Source organism: Pseudomonas sp. LjRoot71 (assembly GCF_964253255.1).
Classification (GTDB): domain Bacteria; phylum Pseudomonadota; class Gammaproteobacteria; order Pseudomonadales; family Pseudomonadaceae; genus Aquipseudomonas.
In genome coordinates, this window is record NZ_CAXURA020000001.1 from 1516843 (window position 1) to 1530000 (window position 13158).

The window sequence follows — 13158 nt, forward strand, 5'->3', positions numbered from 1 at the left end:
TAACTTGTTAGCGCCACCCTGCGAAGCGGGCGCCATTCTATGCATTCTACTGAGGGCTTGCAACCCCCTCACACGGCATTAATTGATGTTGTAAGCCTTTGAAGTCAAAAGCTAAACGCTGCAGCAGGGCGTCATCCGCCAAACGCCGGCTTTGCGGAGCAATACGCACCCAGAAACTGCGGTGCGCCCGGGTCAACTCGCGCAAGGACGGCTCGTAACCCGCATCGCGCAGGCGCTGCATAACGCTGGCAGCCGAATCACTACGCGGAAAGATTCCCAAGGAAATGCCATTGGCCAGATCGCCCTGAGTAATGATGTAGCTATCGATCTTGCGCGCCTGCAGCTCGCGCAACTGTCGCAAGGAGGCCTGACGCGAGGCTAAAGGCGGCAGATACACCCAATAATCAACACCTGCCGCCGCATCCATACTCTGCACGCGCGACTGTATATCCAGACTCAGCAACCGCTGCTCAACCGAAGCAGCATCTCCGGCCGCTTCAAAACTACCCAGAAATAAGCAAACAGCCTCTGTTACGGTCGCTGGCACCGCAACCGCCTCACGCCGCACCGGCGCACTGGACTCACTGAGCAATCGAATATCGCGCTTGCTCTCCTGCGCCATGTTCAGCGGCGCAATCTCGGTGACCCGCAAGGGTGCCTGTTGCTGATGCCAGACGTAATAAAACAGATTCAAAACCACTAACCACAAAAACATCCAGCGCATGCATGACCTCAATCTACGGGGCAGGCGATCGCCAAGCCAACAAACACCAGATCTGGCACAACTTGCGCCCCAGGAATTTCATCAGCAACCAGAGCCGCATCGCCGCCAGTCAAAAATACATCGAATGAATCGCCCAGACATTCAGCCGCCACCGCCAGCTGGCCGCTGACAAAACCACGCAGCATCAACAGACAACCCCGCTCAACCGCCTCTGCCGTCGAACGCCCTGGCGAAAATCCCCTAAGCGCTTGAGCGGCCTCATCCGAGTCATATCGCGTTCTACGCGTATGGGTACGCAGCTGAGTTCGCATCAACGGCACACCAGGACAGATAAACCCACCCAGATGCTGCCCCCCAGCACTGACGAAGTCAGATGTGACAGCGGTGCCAAGATCAATCACCAGACAAGCACGTCGAGATAACTGATAAGCCCCGACCACTGCCAACCAGCGATCAAGCCCAAGACGCTCATACTGCTCATAGCCGTTACGCACCCCTGCCAGCTCAGTAGCCGGCCCTGCACGCAGACACACAACAGCAAAAGCCGTTTCGAGCGACGCCATTAAAGAGGTCGTTTCATCATCACTGCGCACACTCACCAAACGACAGGCACGTAGCCGCACATCTTGCTCTAGAACCGCCTGCAAAAGCGCTTGATCTGAGTCTACGACCCCGCCCGCAACAGCCAAATCATCCGCAAGCAAGCGCCATTTGATCAATGTATTACCGCAGTCGAGCTCAAGAATCATCACGCAACCTCAGACTAAGCTCGCCACCACTGAACACACGCTCAACCCCTTCGACCTGCAGCCGAATAGCGCCGGACTGATCAACGCCGAGCACCACACCCTCAACAGGCTCACCGCCTGCAGTTAGCGCAACAGGCCGCAATTGCCACAAATGGTTGCGCTGCCACTCATCCTGGAGCACTGAAAAACCATGGCTTAACTGGATTTCCAGGTAGTGAGACAACTGCCGATTGAGCGCACGCACCAGCTCATTGCGATCCAATTGATGCCCTAGCTGCGTACGCATCGAGGTCCAGGGCTGATCAATCGCCCCTGAATCGGCAGCCAGCATATTCACGTTCAAGCCGATGCCGATCACCACATGGCAAACATCTGCCGGATCACCGGACAACTCCAACAGGATACCTGCCAGCTTGCGCTCGCCGACTAGCACATCATTGGGCCACTTCAATCCAGCAGAAGAAACGCCGTAATCACGGACGACCTGCAGCAGCGCCAACCCCACAGCTAGACTCATACCCTCCAGCTGACGCATGCCACCTTCAATGCGCAACACAAGGCTGTAATAGATGTTTTCGCCGAATGGACTTACCCAGCTACGCCCACGCCGGCCGCGCCCACTGGTTTGCCGCTCTGCCAAAACATAGAACGGCAGCACTGGCGCTGAAGGCAAAAGCCGCAACGCTTCAGCATTGGTCGAGTCGAGGCTGGGCACAACATAGGCCCGCCATCCCGGAGCACCTTCCTGACCATTCAGCCACTGCGCATCCAACAACTGCAACGGTGCCTCCAGCCGATAACCGCGCCCACGAACCTTATGAACCGGCAAGCCCAGCTCAGCCTGCAAGGCCTGCAGCCTCTTCCATACCGCCGCACGACTAACACCCAGCGCAGCACCGAGCGCCTCGCCGGAATGAAAGCGCCCGTCCTGAAGGAGCCTTAACAATGAAAGCATGCGAGTCCTACCGGAAAATGAGGCACGCATAATAACGACGCGCCGTAGTGTTGCCTATCAACGGTGTAAGCGTCCGGGTAAGTCACCGTAAGCTCCTGACATCATCCGGTTCTAGCGTCCCGCGTGAGATCCCTACCGGCCCGGCCACCATCTGTCAGGTAGGCTTCCACCATTCCCTTCCGTAATTTTTTATTGACACCCCAAAAGCCTCTCAGTACCGTCCTTCCTCCCTCCTGTCAGGCTACCTCTGCCGTGAACCGCCCAGGCGTTAACTCGCGAAGCGGTCATACAAGTTGCCGCCACTTATACGGTCGCTATCTAGTAGCGCGCCTCATTTCCGATATCAAGTGTTAAGGATGATTCTATGATCATTCGTCAGGCTACTAACGCCGACCATCCGCAACTGCTCAACATTTGGCTGCGCTCCGTTCGCGCCACACATCACTTCCTGCAAGAATCCGATATTGAGGCATTGCTCCCTCAGCTCCGCGATATTTACCTACCCGCTGTTGAATTATGGGTTGCGGTAGATGCCGAGGACTGCCCGCTAGGGTTCATCGGGCTCAATGAAAACCACGTAGAGATGCTCTTCATCGAACCAGATCTGCGAGGGAAAGGGATTGGCCGCGCACTGCTGGATCATGCCCGCAGTTCGCGCAGTCAGATGAGTGTTGATGTGAACGAACAGAACCCCGAAGCGGTAGGGTTCTATTTACATTACGGGTTTGTTCAAACAGGTCGTTCTCCGCTGGATGGCGAGGGCCGCCCCTTCCCCTTGCTGCACCTGAGCCTGCCCGGCTAGCGCTGTAGTAGTGAATCGCTCCTAAGCTTCTGCTTCGGGGCGATTCATTATTCAGCAGGACGGCATCCATTGATTCGGTAGCAATTGCCCGATCTCACTGGCTCGCTGTGTCGGCAACCGTGTCAGCACATCTTTGAGATAGGCATACGGATCATGTCCATTCATACGCGCCGACTGGATCAGGCTCATGATCGCCGCTGCTCTTTTGCCGCTACGTAGCGATCCGGCAAACAACCAGTTCGAGCGCCCCAGTGCCCATGGCCGGATCTGGTTCTCGACCTGGTTGTTATCGATGGGTACGGCTCCATCTTCCAGGTAGCGCGTCAGCGCTACCCAGCGTTTGAGGCTGTAATCCAAGGCTTTCGCCGTTGCTGATCCATTGGGCACAAGATCACGCTGGGCCAGCATCCAGTCATGCAGCGCGCCGAGTATCGGTGATGCCTTTTCCTGCCGTATTCGCCAGCGTTCTTCATCGCTCATGTCCCGTGCTTGCCGTTCGATTTCGTACAAGCCGCCAATCGCGTGCAATGCCTGTTCAGCCAGTTGGCTTTTGTTCGCCGCATGAAGATCGAAGAACTTGCGACGGGCGTGGGCCATGCAGCCAATTTCGGTGATGCCCTGCTCGAAACTGGCCTTGTAGCCTGCGAAGTCGTCGCAGACTAGCTTGCCATTCCACTGGCCCAGAAAGTTGCGCGCATGTTCGCCGGCACGACTGGGGCTGAAGTCGTACACCACCGCTTTTAGATCGGCAAAGGGCGTGGTGCTGTAGGCCCAGACATAAGCCCGATGGGTTTTCTTCTCGCCCGGGGCGAGCATTTGCACTGGCGTTTCATCTGCGTGGATCACGCGTTGGGCCAACACGGCTTCGCGCAGGGCATCGACCAGCGGCTGGAGCTGCACGCCGGTTTGTCCGACCCACTGCGCCAGTGTCGAACGCGCGATGGCCAGGCCGGCACGGCCAAAGATTTTCTCTTGCCGGTACAGTGGCAAGTGGTCGGCGAATTTGGCCACCATCACGTGAGCCAGGAGGCCGGCGGTGGGGATGCCCTTGTCGATCACCTGGGCCGGCACGGGGGCCTGGATAAGTGTTTCGCACTGACGACAGGCCCATTTGCCACGCACGTGCTGTTCGACGGTGAACACGCCCGGCGTGTAATCCAGCTTTTCGCTGATGTCTTCGCCAATACGTTGCAGCTGGCAGCCGCAGGTACACTGGGTGTTCTCCGGCTCATGACGGATCACGGTGCGCGGAAATTGCGCTGGCAGCGCTGTGCGCTTGGGCTGTTGGCGGGGCTCGGCTGGAACAGGCGGAGGATTAACAGCTTTCAACTCCGCCTCAATAGCGGCGATGTCGGTGTCGAGCAGGTCATCAAGCAGGCTGCCCTGATCAGGGCTTAGCTGCTCGCTGCGCTTGGCGAACTTGTGCCGTTTGAACCAGGCGATTTCGTGGGTGAGCTGCTCGATGACTGTTTGATCGCGGTGGATCTTTTTGCCCATCGCATCGACTTGTGTGAGCAACTGCGCGGCCAGTGCGCGCAGCTGGTCAGGTGTCAGTTGGTCGAGATTGGGCGAGGAAGTCATGCCGCTGATTGTGCCAGAACAGCCGGTCAGCGGAGATAAACCGATGGGCTAATGGCAGGTGCTACAGCACTGTGATCGCGCCGGCTGCGCCGACCCGCTGCCAGGGCAACCCCAGTACCAAAGCCTGAAGTTGCTCGGTGTCGAGTTCGACTTCCGAGCCGTGCCGGATGCCTGGCCAGTGAAACTTGCCCTGATTCAATCGCCGCGCTGCCAGCCAGATACCCACGCCGTCATGCACCAGTACCTTCATTCGGTTGGCGCGGCGGTTGGCGAAGAGATAAGCGCAGTGCGGCTTCGCCGCACCGAACACCGCGATCACGCGGGCCAGCGCGGTTTCAGTGCCAGCACGCATGTCCATCGGCTCGGTGGCGAGCCAGATGGTATCGATGCGGATCACTGGGCAAGCCCACGGACAAAGCGGGCGCATCCCTCAGGATCGGAAGCTGGCCATTTCACCGTGACCGATTCCTTGCCAAGCGGTAGCTCGATAATCACCGCTGCTTCAGTCGGTCGTTTGGGCGTCACCCTCACCGGAACGAACCCCGGCAACGCAGCGGGCAGTTGATCTCGGTAAAGCGGTAACCACTTGCGAATGACGTTGGCGTTGATGCCGTGGCGAATGGCAACGCTGGAGACGGTTGCACCGGGTTGCAGGCATTCCTGAACAACCTGGGCTTTGAACGGTTTAGGGTAAGAGCTTCGTTGGTGCATGGGAATCCCGGCGATAAGGGCTATCGCGTCCGCCTAAAAATACGCGGACACCATCGCCCTTAAAGCTGGAGTTCGGAAGGTGAGTTCGCCGGACGCTTACTCAACGGTTACGTGTGCGCGCGTTGTTTTCGCGGCACAAAGTAAAACCCCCGATCAGTTACCTGATCGGGGGTTTTGGTGTAGGTGCTTGACGATGACCTACTCTCACATGGGGAAACCCCACACTACCATCGGCGATGCATCGTTTCACTACTGAGTTCGGGATGGGATCAGGTGGTTCCAATGCTCTATGGTCGTCAAGCGATTCAGCTGGGATGTCGTCGTGAGACGCTATCCCGAATTGGGTATGTGATGTCTTGGTTTGTAGTCTTGCAGATTTTCGGCTGTTGCAGTCTTCATAGAGACACGCAAACATCAAATTGTTTGGGTGTTATATGGTCAAGCCTCACGGGCAATTAGTATTGGTTAGCTCAACGCCTCACAGCGCTTACACACCCAACCTATCAACGTCGTAGTCTTCGACGGCCCTTTAGGGAACTCAAGGTTCCAGTGAGATCTCATCTTGAGGCAAGTTTCCCGCTTAGATGCTTTCAGCGGTTATCTTTTCCGAACATAGCTACCCGGCAATGCCACTGGCGTGACAACCGGAACACCAGAGGTTCGTCCACTCCGGTCCTCTCGTACTAGGAGCAGCCCCTCTCAAATCTCAAACGTCCACGGCAGATAGGGACCGAACTGTCTCACGACGTTCTAAACCCAGCTCGCGTACCACTTTAAATGGCGAACAGCCATACCCTTGGGACCGGCTTCAGCCCCAGGATGTGATGAGCCGACATCGAGGTGCCAAACACCGCCGTCGATATGAACTCTTGGGCGGTATCAGCCTGTTATCCCCGGAGTACCTTTTATCCGTTGAGCGATGGCCCTTCCATACAGAACCACCGGATCACTAAGACCTACTTTCGTACCTGCTCGACGTGTCTGTCTCGCAGTCAAGCGCGCTTTTGCCTTTATACTCTACGACCGATTTCCGACCGGTCTGAGCGCACCTTCGTACTCCTCCGTTACTCTTTAGGAGGAGACCGCCCCAGTCAAACTACCCACCATACACTGTCCTCGATCCGGATAACGGACCAGAGTTAGAACCTCAAGGTTGCCAGGGTGGTATTTCAAGGATGGCTCCACGCGAACTGGCGTCCACGCTTCAAAGCCTCCCACCTATCCTACACAAGCAAACTCAAAGTCCAGTGCAAAGCTATAGTAAAGGTTCACGGGGTCTTTCCGTCTAGCCGCGGATACACTGCATCTTCACAGCGATTTCAATTTCACTGAGTCTCGGGTGGAGACAGCGCCGCCATCGTTACGCCATTCGTGCAGGTCGGAACTTACCCGACAAGGAATTTCGCTACCTTAGGACCGTTATAGTTACGGCCGCCGTTTACCGGGGCTTCGATCAAGAGCTTCGCGTTAGCTAACCCCATCAATTAACCTTCCGGCACCGGGCAGGCGTCACACCCTATACGTCCACTTTCGTGTTTGCAGAGTGCTGTGTTTTTAATAAACAGTCGCAGCGGCCTGGTATCTTCGACCGGCATGGGCTTACGTAGTAAATACTTCACCCTCACCGGCGCACCTTCTCCCGAAGTTACGGTGCCATTTTGCCTAGTTCCTTCACCCGAGTTCTCTCAAGCGCCTTGGTATTCTCTACCTAACCACCTGTGTCGGTTTGGGGTACGGTTCCTAATTACCTGAAGCTTAGAAGCTTTTCCTGGAAGCATGGCATCAACCACTTCGTCATCTAAAAGATAACTCGTCATCAGTTCTCGGCCTTGATTTCCCGGATTTACCTAAGAAATCAGCCTACCACCTTAAACACGGACAACCAACGCCGTGCTGGCCTAGCCTTCTCCGTCCCTCCATCGCAGTAATTAGAAGTACGGGAATATTAACCCGTTTCCCATCGACTACGCATTTCTGCCTCGCCTTAGGGGCCGACTCACCCTGCGTCGATTAACGTTGCGCAGGAAACCTTGGTCTTTCGGCGTGGGAGTTTTTCACTCCCATTGTCGTTACTCATGTCAGCATTCGCACTTCTGATACCTCCAGCAAGCTTCTCAACTCACCTTCACAGGCTTACAGAACGCTCCTCTACCGCTCAACTTACGTTGAACCCGTAGCTTCGGTGTATGGTTTGAGCCCCGTTACATCTTCCGCGCAGGCCGACTCGACTAGTGAGCTATTACGCTTTCTTTAAAGGGTGGCTGCTTCTAAGCCAACCTCCTAGCTGTCTAAGCCTTCCCACATCGTTTCCCACTTAACCATAACTTTGGGACCTTAGCTGACGGTCTGGGTTGTTTCCCTTTTCACGACGGACGTTAGCACCCGCCGTGTGTCTCCCGTGCTGACACTTGCTGGTATTCGGAGTTTGCATCGGTTTGGTAAGTCGGGATGACCCCCTAGCCGAAACAGTGCTCTACCCCCAGCAGTGATACACGAGGCGCTACCTAAATAGCTTTCGAGGAGAACCAGCTATCTCCGAGCTTGATTAGCCTTTCACTCCGATCCACAGGTCATCCGCTAACTTTTCAACGGTAGTCGGTTCGGTCCTCCAGTCAGTGTTACCTAACCTTCAACCTGCCCATGGATAGATCGCCCGGTTTCGGGTCTATACCCAGCGACTAAACGCCCTATTAAGACTCGCTTTCGCTACGCCTCCCCTATTCGGTTAAGCTTGCCACTGAATATAAGTCGCTGACCCATTATACAAAAGGTACGCAGTCACCCAACAAGTGGGCTCCCACTGCTTGTACGCATACGGTTTCAGGATCTATTTCACTCCCCTCTCCGGGGTTCTTTTCGCCTTTCCCTCACGGTACTAGTTCACTATCGGTCAGTCAGTAGTATTTAGCCTTGGAGGATGGTCCCCCCATATTCAGACAAAGTTTCTCGTGCTCCGTCCTACTCGATTTCATTAATAAGAGAATTTCGTGTACGGGGCTATCACCCACTACGGCGGCACTTTCCAGAGCCTTCCACTATTCTCAAATCAACTTAAGGGCTAGTCCCCGTTCGCTCGCCACTACTAAGGGAATCTCGGTTGATTTCTATTCCTCAGGGTACTTAGATGTTTCAGTTCCCCTGGTTCGCCTTACACACCTATGTATTCAGTGTGTAATAACCAGCTTATGCTGGCTGGGTTCCCCCATTCAGAGATCTCCGGATCAAAGTCTGTTTGCCGACTCCCCGGAGCTTATCGCAGGCTACAACGTCTTTCATCGCCTCTGACTGCCAAGGCATCCACCGTATGCGCTTCTTCACTTGACCATATAACCCCAAGCAATCTGGTTACTGTCTCTAACGTGAAGACGACATTCGCCGAAAATTTGCAATTGAGAACTACAAATTTTACCTTGACCAGATTAATTACCAGTGAAAGTAATTAATCAGTCACTTCTATCACATACCCAAATTTTTAAAGAACGATTTTCTTACTGGCCAAAGACCAGAAATCAACATTCATCTGCCTATGCAGGAACGTTCATTTCTGAACTCTAAACGAGGGTGTAAGTGGTGGAGCCAAGCGGGATCGAACCGCTGACCTCCTGCGTGCAAGGCAGGCGCTCTCCCAGCTGAGCTATGGCCCCAATTACATCTAAGGCCTCACCCCACAACAATTGGTGGGTCTGGGCAGATTCGAACTGCCGACCTCACCCTTATCAGGGGTGCGCTCTAACCAACTGAGCTACAGACCCAATCGTCTTTCGCAATGAATCAAGCAATTCGTGTGGGGACTTATGAAGAAGCTGAAGTCTTCGATTAAGGAGGTGATCCAGCCGCAGGTTCCCCTACGGCTACCTTGTTACGACTTCACCCCAGTCATGAATCACACCGTGGTAACCGTCCTCCCGAAGGTTAGACTAGCTACTTCTGGTGCAACCCACTCCCATGGTGTGACGGGCGGTGTGTACAAGGCCCGGGAACGTATTCACCGTGACATTCTGATTCACGATTACTAGCGATTCCGACTTCACGCAGTCGAGTTGCAGACTGCGATCCGGACTACGATCGGTTTTATGGGATTAGCTCCACCTCGCGGCTTGGCAACCCTTTGTACCGACCATTGTAGCACGTGTGTAGCCCTGGCCGTAAGGGCCATGATGACTTGACGTCATCCCCACCTTCCTCCGGTTTGTCACCGGCAGTCTCCTTAGAGTTCCCACCATAACGTGCTGGTAACTAAGGACAAGGGTTGCGCTCGTTACGGGACTTAACCCAACATCTCACGACACGAGCTGACGACAGCCATGCAGCACCTGTGTCTGAGTTCCCGAAGGCACCAATCCATCTCTGGAAAGTTCTCAGCATGTCAAGGCCAGGTAAGGTTCTTCGCGTTGCTTCGAATTAAACCACATGCTCCACCGCTTGTGCGGGCCCCCGTCAATTCATTTGAGTTTTAACCTTGCGGCCGTACTCCCCAGGCGGTCAACTTAATGCGTTAGCTGCGCCACTAAAATCTCAAGGATTCCAACGGCTAGTTGACATCGTTTACGGCGTGGACTACCAGGGTATCTAATCCTGTTTGCTCCCCACGCTTTCGCACCTCAGTGTCAGTATCAGTCCAGGTGGTCGCCTTCGCCACTGGTGTTCCTTCCTATATCTACGCATTTCACCGCTACACAGGAAATTCCACCACCCTCTACCGTACTCTAGCTCAGCAGTTTTGAAAGCAGTTCCCAGGTTGAGCCCGGGGATTTCACTTCCAACTTACTGAACCACCTACGCGCGCTTTACGCCCAGTAATTCCGATTAACGCTTGCACCCTTCGTATTACCGCGGCTGCTGGCACGAAGTTAGCCGGTGCTTATTCTGTCGGTAACGTCAAAGTAGCAACGTATTAGGTTACTACCCTTCCTCCCAACTTAAAGTGCTTTACAATCCGAAGACCTTCTTCACACACGCGGCATGGCTGGATCAGGCTTTCGCCCATTGTCCAATATTCCCCACTGCTGCCTCCCGTAGGAGTCTGGACCGTGTCTCAGTTCCAGTGTGACTGATCATCCTCTCAGACCAGTTACGGATCGTCGCCTTGGTGAGCCATTACCTCACCAACTAGCTAATCCGACCTAGGCTCATCTAATGGCGCGAGGTCCGAAGATCCCCCGCTTTCTCCCGTAGGACGTATGCGGTATTAGCGTCCGTTTCCGAACGTTATCCCCCACCACTAGGCAGATTCCTAGGCGTTACTCACCCGTCCGCCGCTCTCAAGAGAAGCAAGCTTCTCTCTACCGCTCGACTTGCATGTGTTAGGCCTGCCGCCAGCGTTCAATCTGAGCCATGATCAAACTCTTCAGTTCAATACTGCTTGGGTTTTGAGAAAACCCTAAACTTGGCTCAGCAATCGCAAAACTCTCAATTTAATGAGAGGTAACTCTCGAATTAACGAGTGTTGCTTTGTGATGCTGATAATCTTGCGACTAACAGTCTTACCTCACAAGCACCCACACGAATTGCTTGATTCAGTTGTTAAAGAGCGGCTGGTTAAGTCTTTCGTCTCAACCGAGGCGCGCATTCTACAGCAGCCTCATTCTGCGTCAAGCTATTTTTCAAAGAATTTCTCTTTCTACTCAACAACTTACAAGTGACGCTCAAGCATCAGGTTCTGCCTTTAGCAAAACTTAATCCTTGTACTAATAGTAAAACCCCCGATCAGTTACCTGATCGGGGGTTTTGGTGTAGGTGCTTGACGATGACCTACTCTCACATGGGGAAACCCCACACTACCATCGGCGATGCATCGTTTCACTACTGAGTTCGGGATGGGATCAGGTGGTTCCAATGCTCTATGGTCGTCAAGCGATTCAGCTGGGATGTCGTCGTGAGACGCTATCCCGAATTGGGTATGTGATGTCTTGGTTTGTAGTCTTGCAGATTTTCGGCTGTTGCAGTCTTCATAGAGACACGCAAACATCAAATTGTTTGGGTGTTATATGGTCAAGCCTCACGGGCAATTAGTATTGGTTAGCTCAACGCCTCACAGCGCTTACACACCCAACCTATCAACGTCGTAGTCTTCGACGGCCCTTTAGGGAACTCAAGGTTCCAGTGAGATCTCATCTTGAGGCAAGTTTCCCGCTTAGATGCTTTCAGCGGTTATCTTTTCCGAACATAGCTACCCGGCAATGCCACTGGCGTGACAACCGGAACACCAGAGGTTCGTCCACTCCGGTCCTCTCGTACTAGGAGCAGCCCCTCTCAAATCTCAAACGTCCACGGCAGATAGGGACCGAACTGTCTCACGACGTTCTAAACCCAGCTCGCGTACCACTTTAAATGGCGAACAGCCATACCCTTGGGACCGGCTTCAGCCCCAGGATGTGATGAGCCGACATCGAGGTGCCAAACACCGCCGTCGATATGAACTCTTGGGCGGTATCAGCCTGTTATCCCCGGAGTACCTTTTATCCGTTGAGCGATGGCCCTTCCATACAGAACCACCGGATCACTAAGACCTACTTTCGTACCTGCTCGACGTGTCTGTCTCGCAGTCAAGCGCGCTTTTGCCTTTATACTCTACGACCGATTTCCGACCGGTCTGAGCGCACCTTCGTACTCCTCCGTTACTCTTTAGGAGGAGACCGCCCCAGTCAAACTACCCACCATACACTGTCCTCGATCCGGATAACGGACCAGAGTTAGAACCTCAAGGTTGCCAGGGTGGTATTTCAAGGATGGCTCCACGCGAACTGGCGTCCACGCTTCAAAGCCTCCCACCTATCCTACACAAGCAAACTCAAAGTCCAGTGCAAAGCTATAGTAAAGGTTCACGGGGTCTTTCCGTCTAGCCGCGGATACACTGCATCTTCACAGCGATTTCAATTTCACTGAGTCTCGGGTGGAGACAGCGCCGCCATCGTTACGCCATTCGTGCAGGTCGGAACTTACCCGACAAGGAATTTCGCTACCTTAGGACCGTTATAGTTACGGCCGCCGTTTACCGGGGCTTCGATCAAGAGCTTCGCGTTAGCTAACCCCATCAATTAACCTTCCGGCACCGGGCAGGCGTCACACCCTATACGTCCACTTTCGTGTTTGCAGAGTGCTGTGTTTTTAATAAACAGTCGCAGCGGCCTGGTATCTTCGACCGGCATGGGCTTACGTAGTAAATACTTCACCCTCACCGGCGCACCTTCTCCCGAAGTTACGGTGCCATTTTGCCTAGTTCCTTCACCCGAGTTCTCTCAAGCGCCTTGGTATTCTCTACCTAACCACCTGTGTCGGTTTGGGGTACGGTTCCTAATTACCTGAAGCTTAGAAGCTTTTCCTGGAAGCATGGCATCAACCACTTCGTCATCTAAAAGATAACTCGTCATCAGTTCTCGGCCTTGATTTCCCGGATTTACCTAAGAAATCAGCCTACCACCTTAAACACGGACAACCAACGCCGTGCTGGCCTAGCCTTCTCCGTCCCTCCATCGCAGTAATTAGAAGTACGGGAATATTAACCCGTTTCCCATCGACTACGCATTTCTGCCTCGCCTTAGGGGCCGACTCACCCTGCGTCGATTAACGTTGCGCAGGAAACCTTGGTCTTTCGGCGTGGGAGTTTTTCACTCCCATTGTCGTTACTCATGTCAGC

At 54.1% G+C, this 13158-nt stretch carries 7 protein-coding genes, 2 tRNA genes and 5 rRNA genes (1 of these 14 only partly in view); 1 reads left to right on the forward strand and 13 read right to left on the reverse strand.

From position 1 onward, the window contains the following. Positions 1 to 46 precede the first annotated feature (46 nt). Genes ACSQ17_RS07290 through birA form a run of 3 tightly spaced genes read right to left on the reverse strand, consistent with a single transcriptional unit; the run spans position 47 to position 2428 of the window. Positions 47 to 724: an SPOR domain-containing protein gene (locus tag ACSQ17_RS07290; protein ID WP_436068118.1), complete on the reverse strand. Its 678-nt coding sequence runs from the start codon at positions 722 to 724 to the stop codon at positions 47 to 49. An 8-nt stretch (positions 725 to 732) separates the two neighbouring features. Then, complete coding sequence (locus ACSQ17_RS07295; RefSeq protein ID WP_436068119.1) at positions 733 to 1473, reverse strand: pantothenate kinase; 741 nt, start codon at positions 1471 to 1473, stop codon at positions 733 to 735. After that, a complete protein-coding gene (birA, locus tag ACSQ17_RS07300; RefSeq protein ID WP_436068120.1) occupies positions 1463 to 2428 on the reverse strand; it encodes a bifunctional biotin--[acetyl-CoA-carboxylase] ligase/biotin operon repressor BirA in 966 nt (321 codons plus the stop codon). Before birA ends, ACSQ17_RS07295 begins: the two co-directional genes overlap by 11 nt. Before the next feature lie 364 nt (positions 2429 to 2792). Here birA and ACSQ17_RS07305 point away from each other — a divergent pair, with 364 nt between their 5' ends. Beyond that, the gene (locus tag ACSQ17_RS07305; RefSeq protein WP_014717580.1) at positions 2793 to 3230 is read left to right on the forward strand and encodes an acetyltransferase; all 438 of its coding nucleotides are present in this window, start codon (positions 2793 to 2795) and stop codon (positions 3228 to 3230) included. A gap of 51 nt (positions 3231 to 3281) precedes the next feature. On the opposite strand, the gene tnpC is transcribed toward ACSQ17_RS07305, so the two are convergent. The 10 genes from tnpC to ACSQ17_RS07355 all read right to left on the reverse strand — a co-directional run. Next, the gene (gene tnpC, locus ACSQ17_RS07310) at positions 3282 to 4811 is read right to left on the reverse strand and encodes an IS66 family transposase (protein ID WP_436067884.1); all 1530 of its coding nucleotides are present in this window, start codon (positions 4809 to 4811) and stop codon (positions 3282 to 3284) included. A gap of 61 nt (positions 4812 to 4872) precedes the next feature. Further along, positions 4873 to 5208 (reverse strand): IS66 family insertion sequence element accessory protein TnpB, encoded by a 336-nt coding sequence (tnpB, locus tag ACSQ17_RS07315; protein WP_436067885.1) that lies wholly within the window; start codon positions 5206 to 5208, stop codon positions 4873 to 4875. Further along, entirely contained in the window at positions 5205 to 5522 is a 318-nt protein-coding gene (gene tnpA, locus ACSQ17_RS07320; protein WP_436067886.1) for an IS66-like element accessory protein TnpA, read from the reverse strand. The genes tnpB and tnpA overlap by 4 nt, the downstream gene beginning before the upstream one ends. Before the next feature lie 185 nt (positions 5523 to 5707). Continuing rightward, a 5S ribosomal RNA gene (gene rrf / locus ACSQ17_RS07325) occupies positions 5708 to 5823 on the reverse strand. 133 nt (positions 5824 to 5956) lie between these two features. Then, positions 5957 to 8846 (reverse strand): 23S ribosomal RNA (locus tag ACSQ17_RS07330). A 244-nt stretch (positions 8847 to 9090) separates the two neighbouring features. Further along, positions 9091 to 9166: transfer RNA gene (locus tag ACSQ17_RS07335), tRNA-Ala, on the reverse strand. Positions 9167 to 9197: 31 nt separating this feature from the next. After that, positions 9198 to 9274 (reverse strand) — tRNA-Ile (locus ACSQ17_RS07340). 65 nt (positions 9275 to 9339) lie between these two features. Next, positions 9340 to 10876: ribosomal RNA gene (locus ACSQ17_RS07345) — 16S ribosomal RNA — on the reverse strand. 384 nt (positions 10877 to 11260) lie between these two features. Beyond that, positions 11261 to 11376: ribosomal RNA gene (gene rrf / locus ACSQ17_RS07350) — 5S ribosomal RNA — on the reverse strand. A 133-nt stretch (positions 11377 to 11509) separates the two neighbouring features. Further along, positions 11510 to 13158: ribosomal RNA gene (locus tag ACSQ17_RS07355) — 23S ribosomal RNA — on the reverse strand; it runs 1241 nt beyond the window's last position. Together the 16S, 23S and 5S rRNA genes with 2 tRNA genes alongside form the textbook arrangement of a ribosomal RNA operon.